This window comes from Fictibacillus nanhaiensis, from assembly GCF_019801215.1.
GTDB lineage: Bacteria > Bacillota > Bacilli > Bacillales > Fictibacillaceae > Fictibacillus > Fictibacillus nanhaiensis_C.
Genome location: NZ_JAHVJO010000007.1, coordinates 1 through 16,852, shown reverse-complemented (window position 1 = coordinate 16,852; position 16,852 = coordinate 1). Strand labels below are relative to the sequence as shown.

Here is a 16,852-nt window from a genome sequence, read left to right as displayed (position 1 = left end):
GGGAATTTTAGATGGCTAAGAAATTAGAAATCACCCTCACTCGTAGTGTTATCGGCCGTCCGGAAACTCAACGTGTTGTTGTAAAGACACTTGGTTTACGCAAAATGCACCAGACAGTTGTGCACGAAGATAACGCGGCTATCCGCGGAATGGTTAACAAGGTATCTCACCTTTTAACAGTTAAAGAATTAGAAGCTTAATAAGATAAATAAATCACGAGGAGGTGCTCAGATGAAACTTCATGAGTTGAAGCCATCAGAAGGATCCCGTAAAGTTCGCAACCGTGTAGGTCGCGGTATCGGATCAGGTAATGGTAAAACAAGTGGCCGTGGACACAAAGGTCAAAACTCCCGTTCAGGCGGTGGAGTAAGACCAGGATTCGAAGGTGGACAAAATCCACTTGCACGTCGTTTGCCAAAGCGTGGGTTTACCAACCCTACTCGTAAAGAGTATGCAGTTGTTAACCTTGAAAAGCTTGTTCGTTTTGAAGAGGGCACAGAAGTAACTCCTGAACTTCTTATTGAAACAGGAGTAGTAAGCAGTCTTAAAAACGGAATTAAAGTTTTAGGAAATGGCAAGTTGGAAGTTAAGCTTACAGTTAAGGCGCACAAATTCTCTGTTTCTGCTAAAGAAGCAATTGAAGCAGCGGGCGGAAAAACTGAGGTGATCTAATGTTCCAGACAATCTCCAACATTATGCGTGTGGGTGATCTGAGAAACAAGTTATTGTTTACACTTGCAATGCTGGTGGTGTTCCGTCTTGGAACATTCATCCCAGTACCTGGTGTAAATCGCGATGTACTGAAGTTTAGTACGGGCGACAGTGCTAACATTTTTGGTTTTTTAAATACGTTTGGCGGTGGAGCGTTACAAAACTTCTCCATTTTCGCTATGGGTATCATGCCGTATATTACCGCATCGATCATCGTGCAGCTTTTGCAGATGGACGTTGTGCCTAAGTTTACGGAGTGGAGTAAGCAAGGTGAAGTTGGGCGAAAGAAATTAGCTCAGTTCACTCGCTATGGAACGATCGTACTTGGTTTTATCCAAGCAATCGGTATGTCTATCGGTTTTAACAATCTTTTTCCAGGACTCATACAAAACCCTAGCATGACTACGTATCTATTTATCGCGTTAGTTTTAACTGCAGGAACTGCATTCTTAATGTGGTTAGGTGAGCAGATTACCCTTAAAGGTATTGGAAACGGAATTTCAGTTCTGATTTTTGCGGGGATTGTCGCGGCTATTCCTACAGCAGTTAACCAGCTTTTCACAACGCAATTCGAAGGCGGAAACGACCAGATGTTTATGAACATCGTTACGGTTGTCCTCCTTATACTTGCGATTGTACTCATCATTATGGGTGTTATCTTTATTCAACAAGGTGTTCGGAAAATCCCGATTCAGTATGCAAAACGGGTCGTTGGAACAAAGCCTGTTGGCGGCCAGTCTACTCATCTGCCGATTAAAGTTAATGCAGCAGGTGTTATCCCGGTTATCTTCGCGATTTCCTTGATCATCACACCAAGAACTGTTGCCGGCTTTTTTGGACAGAATGATGTTACGGCTTGGATTATCAACACGTTTGACTACACGAAGCCAGTCGGAATGATTATATATGCGCTCCTCATTATTGGATTCTCGTATTTCTATACATTTATCCAAGTTAATCCGGAGCAAATGGCGGAAAACTTAAAAAAGCAGGGTGGATACATTCCTGGCATTCGTCCAGGGGCTAGCACCCAAACTTATATAACAAGAATTCTGTATCGATTAACGTTTGTTGGATCTCTTTTCCTGGCTGCAATCGCAGTTCTGCCAGTTGTCTTTACAGCAATTCCAGGTTTGAACCTTCCGCCAGCCATTCAAATTGGTGGAACAAGCTTGCTGATTGTTGTAGGTGTGGCATTAGACACCATGAAGCAGATTGAGAGTCAGCTGATTAAGCGACACTACAAAGGCTTCATTAAATAAGGGCATGGGAAGAAACTTCTTCCCAACAAGCTCTCTTTTAAAAAAGACGATTGTGATTTATGGAGGGATTAGATGTATCTAGTCTTAATGGGATTGCCCGGAGCAGGTAAGGGAACTCAAGCAGAAAGAATTGTTGAGAAATACGGGATTCCACATATATCTACTGGAGATATGTTCCGTCTCGCAATTAAAGAGGAAACTCCTCTTGGACTTGAGGCAAAATCGTACATGGATGCGGGTAACCTCGTTCCTGACGAAGTTACAATCGGTATCGTACGTGACCGACTTTCTAAAAAAGACTGCGAAAAAGGATTTTTACTAGATGGTTTCCCACGGACAGTAGCCCAGGCGGAAGCGCTAGAAGAAATTACGAATGAGTTGGACCGAAAAATTGATTATGTTCTAAACATCTCAGTTGATTCGGATCATCTTATGCAGCGCTTAACAGGTCGTCGGATTTGCCAAACATGTGGAAGCACGTATCATGTAATATTCAACCCGCCAAAGGTTGAAGGAGTATGTGATAAAGACGGCGGTACGCTTATCCAACGTCAAGATGATAATGAAGAGACCGTTCGAAACCGTTTAGATGTAAACATGAAGCAGGCAAAACCACTGCTTGATTTTTATGGTGAAAAAGGTTACCTGAAAAACATTAATGGTGATCAGGATATCGACAAAGTCTTTCAAGACATTGACCAACTTATTGGGGGATTGGCGAAATGATAATCTGCAAAACACCGCGAGAGATTGAAATCATGCGGGAGGCAGGTCGCATCGTTGCCTTAACTCATCAAGAGTTAAAAAAACATATTAAGCCTGGTGTAACAACTAAGGAACTGGACAAAATTGCTGATAAGTTTATCCGCAGCCAAGGTGCAATTCCTTCGTTTAAAAACTATAATGGTTTTAGTGGAAGCATATGTGCTTCTGTAAATGAAGAGCTTGTACATGGAATTCCAGGTAAACGTGTACTGAACCATGGCGATATTATCTCTATAGATATAGGGGCAAAGTACAATGGTTATCATGGTGATTCCGCTTGGACGTATGGAGTTGGAGAGATTTCTGATGAAGCTCAAAAACTTCTGGATGTAACCGAAGAGTCTTTGTATAAAGGACTTGAAAAAGCAAAAGCCGGTGCCCGGTTGACCGATATTTCTCATGAGATACAAAAGTATGCTGAGGAAGAAGGGTTTTCTGTTGTTCGCGAATATGTTGGACACGGAATAGGCCAGGACTTACATGAGGACCCGCAAATTCCTCATTACGGACCGCCTGGTAAAGGACCGGTTTTGAAAAAGGGCATGGTTTTAGCAATAGAACCGATGATTAATGCGGGAACTCGCTATGTTCGAACATTATCCGATAACTGGACGGTTGTCACAACGGATGGCAAATGGTGTGCTCACTTTGAACATACGATTGTCATTACGGAGGAAGGCTTTGAAATCTTAACAAAGATCTAAGTGAAGGTGATGAAATGGTAAGCGAATCTGATTCGGTACCGAATTTAGGACAGATGGTTCGGATACTAAAAGGAAGAGACGCAGATCGGTTAGGTGTTATAGTCGGTATTCTCGACGGACGTTTTGTTCTCGTTGCAGATGGCGATAAGCGCAAGTTCGATCGCGCCAAAAGAAAAAACCTGAACCACTTAGAGCTGCTTGATTTTATTTCTCCGGAAGTTGTTAATAGCATTCTTGAAACAGGTCGTGTAACCAATGGCAAATTGCGTTATGCAGTAGCGAAGTTTTCCGACGAGAAAGTCATTGCTCTGAAGAAGGGAGATCAAGTCGATGGCTAAAGATGATGTTATTGAGGTAGAAGGAACGGTTATCGAACCTTTACCGAACGCCATGTTTCGTGTTGAACTAGAAAACGGACACAAAGTTCTAGCGCACGTTTCTGGAAAGATTCGTATGCACTACATTCGAATTCTTCCAGGAGATAAAGTAACCGTAGAGTTGTCTCCGTATGACTTATCACGTGGTCGAATAACGTATCGTTTTAAATAATCAAATGTACTCCGCGACATAAGGAGGTTATAAAAATGAAGGTAAGACCATCAGTCAAGCCAATATGTGAAAAATGTAAAGTAATTCGCCGCAGAGGCACTGTAATGGTGATCTGTGAAAATCCGAAACATAAACAAAAACAAGGTTAATATACAGGAGGTGCAAAAATTATGGCACGTGTTGCAGGTGTAGATATTCCTCGTGATAAGCGAGTAGTTATCTCGTTAACATATATCTTTGGTATCGGTAAAACAAAGGCACAGCAAGTTCTTGCTAAAGCTGGCGTTTCTGAAGAGACACGCGTTCGTGATCTTACTGAAGAAGAATTAAATAAAATCCGCGAAGTCATCGATGGACATAAAGTGGAAGGTGACCTTCGTCGTGAAGTGTCTCTAAACATTAAGCGTCTAATCGAGATCGGAGCATATCGTGGTGTTCGTCATCGTCGTGGATTACCAGTACGTGGTCAAAACACGAAAAACAACTCCCGTACTCGTAAAGGACCTCGTCGTACTGTAGCGAATAAGAAAAAGTAAGTAAAGGAGGTAAACTCTAAATGGCAAAAGCACGTAAGACTAATACACGTAAGCGTCGTGTCAAAAAGAATATTGAAGTCGGCGTAGCACATATCCGCTCAACATTTAACAACACGATCATTACGATCACTGACACGCACGGGAATGCAATCTCTTGGGCTACTGCTGGTAACCTAGGATTTAAAGGTTCTCGTAAGTCAACTCCGTTCGCAGCACAAATGGCAGCTGAAACAGCTGGTAAAACTGCAATGGAGCATGGTATGAAAACGTTGGAAGTATCCGTTAAAGGACCTGGTGCTGGTCGTGAAGCAGCAATCCGTGCCCTTCAAGCGGTAGGCTTAGAAGTAACAGCTATTCGTGATGTTACTCCTGTACCTCACAACGGTTGCCGTCCGCCAAAACGCCGTCGTGTGTAACGATATACACGGTATATAATTCCATAACTTGTCTATAATGGTTATAGTGAAAGTTTTGGTAAAAGATAAGTCGGAATGCCTATGGGGAATTTCGGTTGGTACAATCCAGCCGAGATTCGACGTTTGAAGGAGGGTTCAGTTGAATGATCGAAATCGAAAAGCCAAGAATTGAGACGGTTGAAATCAGCGACGATGCCACATACGGAAAGTTTGTTGTTGAACCACTTGAACGTGGATACGGGACTACACTAGGCAACTCCTTGCGTCGTATCTTGTTGTCCTCACTACCTGGTGCAGCAGTTACATCTATTCAGATTAATGGCGTATTGCATGAGTTCTCTACAGTGGAAGGTGTAGTTGAAGATGTTACAACTATTATCTTAAACTTAAAGAAACTAGCAATGAAGATCTACTCTGATGAAGAAAAGACACTTGAAATCGACATTCAAGGTGAAGGTGTCGTAACAGCTGGTGACATTACACATGACAGTGATGTTGAAGTCCTTAATCCGGATCTTCATATTGCAACACTTGCAAAGGGCGCTCATTTCCAAATGAAGCTTCATGCAAAACGTGGTCGTGGTTATGTACAGGCAGAAGGTAACAAACGCGAAGATCTGCCTATCGGTGTTATTCCTGTGGATTCAATTTACACACCTGTTTCACGTGTAAATTACCAAGTGGAAAACACTCGCGTAGGACAAGTAACAAACTATGATAAGCTAACGCTTGATGTATGGACAGATGGGAGCATTCGTCCAGAGGAAGCAGTTTCTCTTGGTGCGAAGATCATTAGCGAACATTTAAACATTTTTGTTGGCTTAACAGATCAAGCTCAGAACGCTGAGATTATGGTAGAGAAGGAAGAAGATCAAAAGGAAAAAGTTCTTGAGATGACGATTGAAGAGCTTGATCTTTCTGTTCGTTCTTACAACTGCCTAAAGCGTGCTGGCATTAATACAGTTCAAGAACTTGCGAATAAGTCTGAAGAAGACATGATGAAAGTACGCAATCTTGGAAAGAAATCTCTTGAAGAAGTTCAAGAGAAACTTGACGAGTTAGGTCTTTCATTACGCGCTGACGATTAATCGTAAAACGCGCTCTATTAACACTAGAGAGAAACGCGCAGAGGAGGGAATACAAGCATGGGATACCAAAAGTTAGGTCGTGTATCTGCGGTTCGTAAAGCAATGCTTCGTGATTTGGCGACTGACTTAATCATTAACGAACGTATTGAAACTACAGAAGCACGTGCAAAAGAAGTTCGTAAATTTGCTGAAAAAATGATTACGCTTGGTAAGCGTGGAGACCTTCATGCTCGCCGTCAAGCAGCTTCGTTCCTTCGTAACGAAGTAGCTGACACAGAGACTGGACAAAGATCTCTTCAAAAGCTTTTCAGTGATCTTGCACCTCGCTATGCTGAGCGTAACGGTGGTTACACTCGCATCGCAAAAATCGGCCCTCGCCGTGGTGATGGTGCACCAATGGTTATCATTGAATTAGTTTAATACACGTACGAAAGGGCGGGATCAAGTCTTCAATGACAATCTTGCCCTTTTTTATTTGCAGATTTATTGATGCTATGAGTAAGAGTTGATTTGCGCTCCAGGTGCTCGCTTTCCGCGGGGCGTGCGGTGAGCCTCCTAGGCGCTTTGCGCCATTAGTAGTCTCACCTGTCTAGCTACAGCGGCTAGCCCCTCGAGGTCAAAAGTTAAATGGTCATGAAGGCAAAATGCGCCTTCATAGTCCATTCATCTTTTGCTTGTCGGGGCTTAACAAGCCGCTTCCGCTTTTCCGACTGTCACGCTGGTCCCGCAGGAGTCTCGCACCTTGCGCTCCAATCAACTGTCAATGATGTCTAATTGATTAAAGCTCTATCTGTACTATAAATGTTTGCAGCTCTTTTAAGTGTAAAATCAAAACTAAAGTACAGAGCTTTAAAAACTATCTAGAGCAGAGAGCAGCTTAGAATGAGAGCAGCTAAGAGGAGGATGTCACATGGAAAACATTATTTCAGTTAAAGATGTGACTTTTTATTATCCAGGAGAAGAGTCGGCTACGTTGAAAAATGTAAGCTTGGATGTGTACAAAGGTGAATGGCTATCGATTGTCGGTCACAACGGGTCAGGCAAATCCACGTTGGCCAAACTGCTGAACGGCTTATTATTTCCGAACGAGGGCACGGTAAACGTGGCTGACTTCACAACAGCAAACCAAGAGGACATATGGGAAATTCGCCGGCAAGTCGGAATGGTCTTTCAGAATCCGGACAATCAATTTGTTGGAACAAGTGTTCAGGATGATATTGCTTTCGGACTCGAGAACTTTGGTGTTCCACGAACAGAAATGGTCAAACGCATCCATGAAAGCATTGAGAGAGTCGGGATGCAGGCGTATTTAAATCAAGAGCCCCATCATTTATCAGGTGGTCAAAAGCAAAGGGTAGCAATAGCAGGTATTCTCGCGCAAAAACCATCGGTTATCGTACTGGATGAAGCCACTTCTATGTTAGATCCGATAGGTAGAGTGGAAGTTATTGAAACCGTACGGGAATTAAATGAAAAAGAAGGCATTACGGTTATCTCCATCACACATGATTTAGAGGAAGCGCTAAGTGCAGACAGAGTCGTCGTCATGAAAATGGGGGAAAAGGCAGCTGAAGGAAAACCTGATGATATTTTTCAGCAACGAGAATTATTGAAGTCAGCAGGTCTGGATTTACCGTTTTCGCTAAAATTAAGCGAAGCTCTGCGCCAAGAAGGCATTGAGCTTAAAAAAGGTTATTTAACGCAGGAAGAGCTGGTGAATGCATTATGGACATTAGCGTAAAACGATTAGAGCACCGTTATATGCAAGGGACACCATTTGAGAGACGAGCTCTTCATGATGTGAATCTACATGTTGCTGATGGAACTTTTCTCGCTTTAATCGGACATACCGGTTCTGGAAAGTCTACACTGATCCAGCATTTGAACGGTCTTCTAAAACCATCCGCAGGCTCTATACAGATGGGTGAAATGGTTCTTGAAGCAGGTGGTAAAAAACAGGACTTAAAACCATTAAGAAAAAAAGCAGGGATCGTGTTTCAATACCCGGAGCACCAGCTGTTTGAAGAAACAGTTGAAAAAGATATCATGTTTGGTCCCCTTAATTTTGGCGTTTCAGCTGATGAGGCAAAAGAAACGGCAAAAAAAGTGATCGAGTTGGTTGGACTGCCTGAATCTGTTCTTAGCAAGTCACCTTTCGACTTAAGTGGCGGTCAGATGCGCAGAGTCGCTATTGCTGGCGTTTTGGCAATGAATCCTGAAGTTCTTATCCTTGATGAACCTACAGCAGGTCTTGACCCCGCTGGACGCGTAGAGATCATGGAGCTATTTTATGACCTTCACAAAAAGAACAACCTGACTACGCTGCTTGTAACTCATAGTATGGAGGATGCATCCAAGTATGCAGACGACATCGCAGTTATGCACAAGGGTGAACTTTATTTACATGGGAAGCCTAGTGAGATCTTTAATCAGAGAGAAGCGCTGCAACAGGCAGGTCTGGATGTACCGGAGACCGTTCAGTTTCTGTTGAAATGGAACGAAAAATCAGGTCAGAACCTTACTCTTTCTGCTTTTACGATTGATGAACTGGCTAGACGCTTAAGCGAATCCCTCAAGAAGAGGGGGAAGTAACATGCTGCAAAACGTGATTATCGGTCAATATTATCCAGCATCCTCTCCATTGCACAGGATGGATTCACGATCAAAGCTGATCGCTGCGTTCTTTTACTTATTTATCGTGTTCCTTGCTAACAGCTGGGTCACATATGGTTTGTTGATTGTATTTACTGCTTTTACGATTGCATCGTCAAAAGTACCTCTTCGTTTTTTGTATAAAGGACTGAAGCCGATCCTGATCCTTGTTGTTTTTACGATGCTGTTGCATGTGTTTTTAACAAAAGAAGGAGATATGCTTTATAAAGCGGGTTGGCTTGAGATCTATGAAGGCGGTCTGATCCAAGGGATTTTTATTGCAATGAGGCTCTTGTTACTTGTGCTGATGACTTCACTTTTAACATTAACGACAACACCGATAGATATTACGGACGGCCTTGAACATTTGTTGGGACCATTGAAAAAGTGGCGATTGCCTGTTCATGAATTTGCTTTAATGATGTCGATCTCTCTACGGTTTATTCCAACCCTTTTACAGGAAACAGAGAAAATCATGAAAGCCCAGATGGCAAGAGGTGCAGATTTCACGAGCGGACCTATAAAAGAAAGAGCAAAAGCGTTCGTGCCGCTGCTTGTTCCTTTATTTGTTTCGTCCTTTAAACGCGCGGAAGAACTTGCGCTCGCCATGGAAGCGAGAGGCTACCGCGGTGGAGAAGGAAGAACAAGGCTGAGAGCATTAGAGTGGCATACGAGAGACACGATCGCTCTTTTATTGCTGTTTGTATTGACGGTCCTTCTATTTTTATTACGCAGTTAAAAGGAGATTGAAACATGGCTCGTATGAAAGTAACCGTAGCTTATGACGGTACTGACTTTGCCGGATACCAAATACAGCCTGTAGGAAGAACCGTACAAGGCTCCATTCAAAAAGTTCTTCAAAAGGTACACAAAGGGGAATTTGTTCCTACCTCAGCATCAGGAAGAACAGATGCCGGGGTCCATGCATTCGGGCAAGTAGTTCATTTTGATACGAATATGGATATTCCTGAATCAGGATGGGTGAGGGGCTTAAATGCCATGCTGCCTAAGGACATCCAAGTGAGAAACGTGGAAAAGATGGATGAAAGCTTCCATGCTCGTTTTTCTTCAACAAGCAAAGAGTATCACTACAAACTTCTTACAGGGCAACAACCAGATATTTTCAGAAGGAATCAAACGTTTCATTATCCCTATCCCCTGAATAGAAGTGAAATGAAGAAGGCATGCGAGTACTTTTTAGGTACTCATGATTTTACATCTTTTTCTTCGGTTAAAACGCATGTTACGGATAAAGTAAGAACCATCTACCGACTGGAAATGGTTGAGGATGGGGAAGAGCTGACTTTTAAAATAAAAGGAACCGGCTTTCTGTACAACATGGTGAGAATAATCGTCGGTACACTTTTGGATGTGGGACGAGGAAAAAAAAGACCTGAAGAAATCAAGACGATTCTTGAACGAAAAGATCGCTCATTTGCAAGTAAAACAGCACCTGCTCATGGCCTTTATTTGATTCAAGTAAGTTATGATGAAGAAACGGAATAAATATTAGGATACGCTTGACATCGTTGTTTATATATTATAAGATATTATTTGGTATTTCTAAAGATATCGTCCACATGCCCCGGAGATATTTTGGGAAATGTTCACATTGAATATAATTGAAATTGATTGAAGATACAGGAGGGAAAACACATGCGTACGACTTTCATGGCGAAAGCCTCTGAAGTAGAACGTAAATGGTTTGTGATCGACGCTGAAGGTAAGACTCTTGGACGTCTTTCGAGTGAAGTAGCTTCTATCCTTCGCGGTAAGCATAAGCCTATTTATACACCACACGTTGATACTGGTGATAATGTAATCATCATCAACGCAGAAAAGATTCATCTGACAGGTAAGAAATTAGCTGACAAAATTTATTACCGCCACACTGGTCATCCAGGTGGACTTCGTACGAGAACTGCATTAGAAATGCGTACAACTCGTCCGGTCCAAATGCTTGAACTTGCAATCAAAGGTATGCTTCCTAAGAACAGCCTTGGTCGCAAAATGTTCAAAAAGCTTCACGTATATGCTGGAGCTGAGCACAATCATCAAGCACAAAAACCTGAAAACTACGAATTACGCGGATAAAAAAGGAGGGTATTTACGTGGCACAAGTACAATATTATGGCACTGGACGTCGTAAGCACTCCGTAGCACGTGTACGATTAGTTCCTGGTGAAGGCCGTATCGTTATCAACGGACGTGATATAGACGAATTTTTCGGATTAGAAACATTAAAGCTTATCGTTAAGCAACCACTTAACACAACTGAAACGACTGATAAGTATGACGTATTAGTAACTGTTCATGGCGGTGGATACACTGGACAAGCAGGAGCTATCCGTCACGGTATCTCTCGTGCACTTTTAGAAGCAGATCCTGAGTACCGTGGATCTCTTAAAGCAGCTGGGTTCCTAACTCGTGACGCTCGTATGAAAGAGCGTAAGAAGTACGGACTTAAAGGCGCTCGTCGTGCACCTCAGTTCTCAAAACGTTAATTCGTTTTACAAAACCCTGGTCTCTTATGGAGATCAGGGTTTTTTGTGTTTGTAGATTTTATTGCACGGTGCTTAGCTTATAAAACAGGCGCATAATTCGTCGAGGATTGTAAACTCGTGGATTCAAGGGCTGAATTTCTGGATTCAAGGCAAAAACTCGTGGATTCAAGGGCAGAATTTTCGGATTCAAGGCAAAAACTTTTGGATTCATGTTCATATGGCCCAGAAATGAACAGAACTTCTTGTTTCAGCAGCTAATTTTTTTAACGGGATGCCAGCTTTTCCCTTTCCATCTTTTATGCAGGTTCGATTGTTGATCGCTTGCGAAAAATAACAGTATGGAAAAACAATACGTACTTCAATTAAGACGTAGGAAGGGGAGGCAATTATGGCTAAGGCTATCGTTTTAAACAACTTTAAAGAAAAACAGCGCTATAAAAAAGAAAACTTTGAACGTAAAGTTCTTCGTGACCTATCACTCGCTAACATAAAAAAAGAATTTCAGCGGTTATTTCAGCCGTTTTTTCAATATTCTCTTCTGTATCAGAATGATATTGAGGATGCTTGTATCGACATGGCGATCGATTCGTATTTGCTTGGAGCGAGTTACAGCAGGTTTGCTTATCATGGGGAGACGCTAGAAAAGATCAAGGATCGTGCATACGAAAAGCAGCAGGCAATCGCGGATGGTCTTTTTGAGTATTGGCAGTTCTGGTGCTGGGGAACGGAAATGATGATGGAATCGTTGCATCTTTGTTGTGAGGCTTTTGTTCATGTTTGGTGGATGGAAGGATATCGTAATGGAGAAAAACGTTATCGGATGAAGCTCCAATAAGTTATAAATTTTGCCTTGTCCCATATACATAAAGATATATGGCTTGTATGTATAGGGGGACAACATATGAAGAAGTGGGTGAAGGGTGCCGCATTTGCATTAGGGTGCGCAGTCCTTATCTTTATTTTCACCTATCGTTTCTTGGACAATGATTCATGGCGTGCTTGGAATTTGCCTTTATCCGGTAAGATCGTCGTAATCGATCCCGGTCACGGGGGTGCAGATGGCGGTGCAGTTGGAGATGGAGAGGTCCTTGAAAAAGAGATTGCGTTAAATATCTCAGTGATGTTGCGTGATTATCTTCAGGAAGCGGGGGCTCTTGTCATTATGACCCGTGAAACGGACAAGGACTTAGCAGATGAAGGCACAAAAAAACTAAGACATCGTAAGTGGGAAGATTTAAAAGAAAGAAAACGAATCATCAATGAAAACCATGCGGACTTATTTATTAGCATTCATCTGAATTCATTGCCTTCTTCCAGATGGAGAGGTGCCCAAGTTTTTTACCACCCAGGAAGAGAAGAAGGCGAAAAAGTATCTAAATTCATACAAGACGAAATCAAACGGAATCTAGAGAACACGAACCGTCTCGCTAAATCGATTGAAGGTCTTTATTTACTTCGTTCCGCAGAAATACCTGGAGCTTTAGTCGAGGTTGGGTTTTTATCCAATCCATCTGAGCGAGAGTTATTAAAAACGGATTCTTACCAAAGAAAAGTAGCGGCTTCCATTTATCAAGGGATGCTCAGGTACTATACAAATGAAACTCCTCCAGAGTGAGGGGTTTTTTGTTTGGATAAAACCGCTTTCATGCCAGCTGGGTGAGGTTGTGCTATACTAAAAAGGTAATTTTACGGTAAAGGATGTGTCTATGTGCTTACAGAAGAAAAAGTCATCGAGCTGTTAAGTTCAATTCAAGACCCTTATTTACATAAAAGCATGGTGGACTCCGGAAGTATTCGTGAGTTGAAGATTAAAGAAGGTTATGTGGGCTTGAAGATTGGTCTTGCTAACACCGGAACACCGGAACAAATGCAGCTGCAGCAACAGATCGTTCAAGTGTTAAAAAATGCAGGAGTAGAATCTGTCGGCTTGCGATTTGAAAAAAGAGAAGATGTACAAGCTGAAGGGCAGTCTCAACAACAACAACCAGGGGCTCCAACACTTCTATCTGAAAACAGCAAAACTGAATTTATCGCAATCGCCAGCGGTAAAGGAGGAGTCGGCAAATCGACTGTTTCTGTAAACATGGCTGTTGCACTTGCGAGGTTAGGCAAAAAAGTCGGATTGATCGATGCGGATATTTACGGATTCAGTGTACCGGATATGATGGGCATTACGGAACGCCCTAAAGTAAAAGGTGACCGTATTTTTCCGGTAGACCGCTTTGGTGTTAAGGTAATTTCCATGGCATTCTTTGTGGAAGACAACGCACCCGTCATTTGGCGCGGACCGATGCTAGGGAAGATGCTAATGAATTTCTTTAGTGAAGTAGAATGGGGAGATCTAGATTATGTTCTTCTTGATCTGCCACCTGGAACAGGTGACGTTGCATTAGACGTTCATAAGATGCTTCCTAAATGTAAAGAAGTGATCGTGACCACACCTCATGCAACGGCAGCTTTTGTAGCAGCTAGAGCGGGAACGATGGCGATCAAAACAAACCATGAAGTACTTGGTATTATTGAAAACATGGCCTATTTCCAAAGTGAAGCGTCTGGGGAAAAGGAATATGTATTCGGTAAAGATGGCGGAAAACGATTAGCAGATGAATTAAATGTTCCATTGCTAGGTCAGATTCCATTAGGTCAGCCAGAGATCAAGGAAGATGATTTTGCTCCAAGTGTGTATGAACAAACACACCCGATTGGTGAGCATTACATTCATATAGCTAAAACCATAATTGAAAAAACAAAGTAAAAAAAGCCTCTCTTAATTGGGAGGCTTTTATTGTGTGCTGGCATCAGAGTCTTGACCTTTTTCTTCACCAGAAGCTTCTTTCTCTTTTTTAGAGATCGATTGGTCAATTTCTTCGTGTGCAATCTTTTTAAGCATCTCTTGTATTTGAGCCTGAACAATCGGGTTTTCGAATGTATCAAGCATAACTTTTTTCATTTCTTTTCGGACAGGCTGCGTATCCACGAGCTCTAACAATTTTTGAGCCATTTTAGGATTTTGCATGATTTTCATTACCTCTGCCTGATATTGAGGGTCCTTAATGAGATCCTTCATCAGCTTTTCGTGTTCTTTACGCATGCTTTTAGCAAACGCTACAGAAAACTTAGGGTCTTTAAACAGTGTTTGCCAAAACTTCTGACCTTTTTCAGAAAGAAGCTGTTTTTCGATGGTCTCTTTTATAACTTCCTGATCAATCAGGATTTCCTGTTGAATTTCTTTATCAGATAATACCTCTTTGATCGCTTTTTTACCTTCGTCCGTCTTTAACAAATCAACAAGCATTTTCTTTGTCGCTTCATAGTCAATCTGAGAACTTCCTTGGGCTTCATTTTGAGCACAGCCCGAAAGAGCAAACAGAATCATACAAACAAGAAAAATGGACATTTTTTTCAACCGAATTCCTCCTCCTTTCAAGTGGGCTCGATATTGTTTAGGTTTGATGTTTTGGACTTAATTTATACTGGTTATTTAAAGGAAAACTGGCAATTTAAAAAGGACATTGGTACAATCGTTACGGAGCAAGTTAGAGGGGGAAAAAGCACGTGAAAATCAGAAGTTGGCTCTTTTTATTCTTAACCACACTTTTAATCGGTATTGTGAGTGCCATCACAGTTGGTCTTATTTTAAAGTTTCCTGAAAACAGCAGCATGTTCGAACTGTTCATATACATTTTCGGACTAATCGGTTTCGGTGCATTGTTCAGCGTATTTAGTCAAATGGGGTTCTTTGCTTATCTAACGGTCCATCGTTTTGGACTCGGTATCTTTAAAAGTCATCGTTTATGGAACGGCGTACAGGTTGTTTTAATAGCTGTTGTTTTATTTGACTTATTCTACTTAAGGTACACCTCTTTTCATAAAGAAGGAGAAAGTATCGTTAATTATATTGGCATTCCGCTGCTGATTTTAGTATATGGAATGATTATCGCTTACGTAAAAGTAAAACAGACCACAAAAGTAGCCTTCATTCCAACTCTTTTCTTTATTACGGTAGTAACCATCTTAGAGTGGGTGCCTGTATTAAAAGAAAACAATACATTATCGCTTTGGATGGGGTTTGTTCCGTTAATGCTTTGTAATACCTATCAAATATTAATGCTGCATAGATTATTGCAGCAAAACCAAAAAAAGCCCTCCGCATCTTAATAAATGCGCGGGCTTTTGTTCTGCCTAATTTACTTCCTTGCTATGTGCTTCCGTGTTGGCGATCATTTCACTAACACTTACGAATTTAAATCCGTCACCACGTAATTTATCAATGATCTGCGGCAATGCTATGTGCGTTTGTTTAACAGAATCAGAAGCGTGCAGCAGAATGATATCTCCAGCTTTTGTCGCGTCTGTTGCCGTAGTCACAATCTGGTTGACTCCTGGGTTCTTCCAATCCTTCGTATCAATGCTCCAGTGAACAACGGTATGATTCAATTTCTCAGAAATCGTTAAGACACGCTCATCAAAATTCCCGTTTGGCGGACGAAGAAGAGAAGTCATTTTTCCCGAAACCTTTTTAATCTTCTCTTGTGCTAAAAGAATGTCCCGTTTAATTTGTTTATCTTCCCACTCGGTATAGCTTTTGTATTGGTAACCGAGACTTGCCACTTCATGTCCATCTTTTACAATACGCTCCACGATATCCGGATGACGTTCTGCCCAAGCAGCCGAAAGGAAAAACGTACAGTTCTTTACACCTTTCTCTTTTAAAACATCGAGGATCGGTGTAACCCGTTTATCGCCCCAGCTGATGTCAAACGTCAGAGAGATTTTGTTGCCTTGGTCTTCTCCTTTATAGATCGCACGAGGTCCATCTTTGGATGAGAAGACAGAAAGCTGCTGCTGACCCACAAAGGCTAGGGATGCAGCAAAAAATGCCGCAAAGACAACAACCATGTATTGTTTCACTTTCTTACCGTTTATGACAAAGAAAAATTTCATATAACCTTTACCCCCTTGTCCAATCTTCCTTACAAAATGTTTATGATTGTCCGGACAAGATATGCCGTATATTTAGAAAAACCGAAAAAATAATAACAGAGCATTTTAGTGGCAATAATGATAAAAGAAAAAAAGTCGAGCGGGGGTGCTATGTTTTGGTCGGAATGTTGTTAAACCATCAAGAGTTGAATGAATTTGAATACGTGTTAAAAAAAGAGATGGAAGAACTGATATGTGATCTAGAAGATAAAAAAATTGATGGAATTGTAAAAATGGTCCTTGAAGAAAGGTATCAAATCATTTATCGTTTGTTCTGCCGGTTTGCAAAGCCTGCAGATTGCAGAAGGTATTTAAGGCAAAAAGAAAGATAATGATTTTTTTTATAAAAACTATTGACCACGATATAACTTAGGTGGTATATTACTTCTTGTCGCTTTTACAGCGGCTAAACAAACAAATTAAGATTCACTGAAAAAAGCGGTTGACATCAACTGGTCTACGGTGGTATCTTATAAAAGTCGCCAAAACGAGCGACGCACAAAGTTCTTTGAAAACTGAACAAAAGAAATAGGTAAGGAATTAAATTTAATTCCGTCAGTATTAAACAAGAGCAAGTCAAACACTTTTATGGAGAGTTTGATCCTGGCTCAGGATGAACGCTGGCGGCGTGCCTAATACATGCAAGTCGAGCGAATGATGAGGAGCTTGCTCCTCTGATTTA

25 protein-coding genes and 1 rRNA gene are annotated in these 16,852 nt (G+C 41.6%); 24 read left to right on the top strand and 2 right to left on the bottom strand.

Annotated features, from left to right (window positions below):
- Positions 1–11 precede the first annotated feature (11 nt).
- The 21 genes from rpmD to KUV80_RS17450 all read left to right on the top strand — a co-directional run bounded on the left by rpmD (position 12) and on the right by KUV80_RS17450 (position 13,942).
- Entirely contained in the window at positions 12–200 is a 189-nt protein-coding gene (gene rpmD, locus KUV80_RS17550; RefSeq protein ID WP_222464031.1) for a 50S ribosomal protein L30, read from the top strand.
- A gap of 31 nt (positions 201–231) precedes the next feature.
- Positions 232–672 (top strand): 50S ribosomal protein L15, encoded by a 441-nt coding sequence (gene rplO / locus KUV80_RS17545; protein WP_222464030.1) that lies wholly within the window; start codon positions 232–234, stop codon positions 670–672.
- Positions 672–1,973, top strand: coding sequence for a preprotein translocase subunit SecY (gene secY, locus KUV80_RS17540; protein WP_222464029.1), 1,302 nt, complete (start codon positions 672–674; stop codon positions 1,971–1,973). Before rplO ends, secY begins: the two co-directional genes overlap by 1 nt.
- Positions 1,974–2,045: 72 nt before the next feature.
- A complete protein-coding gene (locus KUV80_RS17535) occupies positions 2,046–2,699 on the top strand; it encodes an adenylate kinase (protein ID WP_222464028.1) in 654 nt (217 codons plus the stop codon).
- The gene (map, locus tag KUV80_RS17530; protein WP_222464027.1) at positions 2,696–3,442 is read left to right on the top strand and encodes a type I methionyl aminopeptidase; all 747 of its coding nucleotides are present in this window, start codon (positions 2,696–2,698) and stop codon (positions 3,440–3,442) included. The genes KUV80_RS17535 and map overlap by 4 nt, the downstream gene beginning before the upstream one ends.
- 53 nt (positions 3,443–3,495) lie before the next feature.
- Positions 3,496–3,780 (top strand): KOW domain-containing RNA-binding protein, encoded by a 285-nt coding sequence (locus KUV80_RS17525; protein ID WP_246625285.1) that lies wholly within the window; start codon positions 3,496–3,498, stop codon positions 3,778–3,780.
- Positions 3,773–3,991, top strand: coding sequence for a translation initiation factor IF-1 (gene infA / locus KUV80_RS17520; RefSeq protein WP_066237890.1), 219 nt, complete (start codon positions 3,773–3,775; stop codon positions 3,989–3,991). The genes KUV80_RS17525 and infA overlap by 8 nt, the downstream gene beginning before the upstream one ends.
- A 35-nt stretch (positions 3,992–4,026) precedes the next feature.
- Positions 4,027–4,140, top strand: a complete 114-nt coding sequence (gene rpmJ, locus KUV80_RS17515) for a 50S ribosomal protein L36 (RefSeq protein WP_007203526.1) — start codon at positions 4,027–4,029, stop codon at positions 4,138–4,140.
- 21 nt (positions 4,141–4,161) lie between these two features.
- Complete coding sequence (gene rpsM, locus KUV80_RS17510; RefSeq protein WP_222464025.1) at positions 4,162–4,527, top strand: 30S ribosomal protein S13; 366 nt, start codon at positions 4,162–4,164, stop codon at positions 4,525–4,527.
- A 20-nt stretch (positions 4,528–4,547) separates the two neighbouring features.
- Positions 4,548–4,943, top strand: a complete 396-nt coding sequence (gene rpsK, locus KUV80_RS17505) for a 30S ribosomal protein S11 (RefSeq protein ID WP_222464024.1) — start codon at positions 4,548–4,550, stop codon at positions 4,941–4,943.
- Between the two features lie 143 nt (positions 4,944–5,086).
- On the top strand, positions 5,087–6,031 hold the full coding sequence (locus KUV80_RS17500) for a DNA-directed RNA polymerase subunit alpha (protein WP_222464023.1): 945 nt from the start codon (positions 5,087–5,089) through the stop codon (positions 6,029–6,031).
- A 57-nt stretch (positions 6,032–6,088) separates the two neighbouring features.
- Positions 6,089–6,451, top strand: coding sequence for a 50S ribosomal protein L17 (gene rplQ / locus KUV80_RS17495; RefSeq protein ID WP_188404457.1), 363 nt, complete (start codon positions 6,089–6,091; stop codon positions 6,449–6,451).
- A 490-nt stretch (positions 6,452–6,941) separates the two neighbouring features.
- The gene (locus KUV80_RS17490; RefSeq protein WP_222464022.1) at positions 6,942–7,772 is read left to right on the top strand and encodes an energy-coupling factor ABC transporter ATP-binding protein; all 831 of its coding nucleotides are present in this window, start codon (positions 6,942–6,944) and stop codon (positions 7,770–7,772) included.
- On the top strand, positions 7,757–8,623 hold the full coding sequence (locus tag KUV80_RS17485; RefSeq protein WP_222464021.1) for an energy-coupling factor ABC transporter ATP-binding protein: 867 nt from the start codon (positions 7,757–7,759) through the stop codon (positions 8,621–8,623). The genes KUV80_RS17490 and KUV80_RS17485 overlap by 16 nt, the downstream gene beginning before the upstream one ends.
- A gap of 1 nt (position 8,624) precedes the next feature.
- Positions 8,625–9,422 (top strand): energy-coupling factor transporter transmembrane component T family protein, encoded by a 798-nt coding sequence (locus tag KUV80_RS17480; RefSeq protein WP_222464020.1) that lies wholly within the window; start codon positions 8,625–8,627, stop codon positions 9,420–9,422.
- Between the two features lie 14 nt (positions 9,423–9,436).
- Positions 9,437–10,189 carry a tRNA pseudouridine(38-40) synthase TruA gene (gene truA, locus KUV80_RS17475; protein ID WP_222464019.1) on the top strand — a complete coding sequence of 251 codons (753 nt, stop codon included), beginning with the start codon at positions 9,437–9,439 and terminating at the stop codon, positions 10,187–10,189.
- Positions 10,190–10,339: 150 nt separating this feature from the next.
- A complete protein-coding gene (rplM, locus tag KUV80_RS17470; protein ID WP_222464018.1) occupies positions 10,340–10,777 on the top strand; it encodes a 50S ribosomal protein L13 in 438 nt (145 codons plus the stop codon).
- 17 nt (positions 10,778–10,794) lie between these two features.
- Positions 10,795–11,187 (top strand): 30S ribosomal protein S9, encoded by a 393-nt coding sequence (gene rpsI / locus KUV80_RS17465; protein ID WP_066237857.1) that lies wholly within the window; start codon positions 10,795–10,797, stop codon positions 11,185–11,187.
- A 388-nt stretch (positions 11,188–11,575) separates the two neighbouring features.
- On the top strand, positions 11,576–12,022 hold the full coding sequence (locus KUV80_RS17460) for a DUF2521 family protein (RefSeq protein ID WP_222464017.1): 447 nt from the start codon (positions 11,576–11,578) through the stop codon (positions 12,020–12,022).
- 66 nt (positions 12,023–12,088) lie between these two features.
- Complete coding sequence (gene cwlD / locus KUV80_RS17455) at positions 12,089–12,802, top strand: N-acetylmuramoyl-L-alanine amidase CwlD (protein ID WP_222464016.1); 714 nt, start codon at positions 12,089–12,091, stop codon at positions 12,800–12,802.
- A gap of 93 nt (positions 12,803–12,895) precedes the next feature.
- Positions 12,896–13,942, top strand: a complete 1,047-nt coding sequence (locus KUV80_RS17450; RefSeq protein WP_222464015.1) for a P-loop NTPase — start codon at positions 12,896–12,898, stop codon at positions 13,940–13,942.
- Positions 13,943–13,969: 27 nt separating this feature from the next.
- On the opposite strand, the gene gerD is transcribed toward KUV80_RS17450, so the two are convergent.
- Positions 13,970–14,584 (bottom strand): spore germination lipoprotein GerD, encoded by a 615-nt coding sequence (gene gerD / locus KUV80_RS17445; protein WP_246625287.1) that lies wholly within the window; start codon positions 14,582–14,584, stop codon positions 13,970–13,972.
- A 158-nt stretch (positions 14,585–14,742) separates the two neighbouring features.
- Here gerD and KUV80_RS17440 point away from each other — a divergent pair, with 158 nt between their 5' ends.
- Positions 14,743–15,345, top strand: a complete 603-nt coding sequence (locus KUV80_RS17440) for a KinB-signaling pathway activation protein (protein WP_222464013.1) — start codon at positions 14,743–14,745, stop codon at positions 15,343–15,345.
- 24 nt (positions 15,346–15,369) lie between these two features.
- Here KUV80_RS17440 and pdaB read toward each other — a convergent pair whose 3' ends face one another.
- Complete coding sequence (gene pdaB, locus KUV80_RS17435) at positions 15,370–16,131, bottom strand: polysaccharide deacetylase family sporulation protein PdaB (RefSeq protein ID WP_222464012.1); 762 nt, start codon at positions 16,129–16,131, stop codon at positions 15,370–15,372.
- A 164-nt stretch (positions 16,132–16,295) separates the two neighbouring features.
- Between pdaB and KUV80_RS17430 the strand changes: the two genes are divergently transcribed.
- Positions 16,296–16,502, top strand: a complete 207-nt coding sequence (locus KUV80_RS17430; RefSeq protein WP_246625286.1) for a hypothetical protein — start codon at positions 16,296–16,298, stop codon at positions 16,500–16,502.
- A 253-nt stretch (positions 16,503–16,755) separates the two neighbouring features.
- Positions 16,756–16,852 (top strand): 16S ribosomal RNA (locus KUV80_RS17425); the annotation flags it as partial.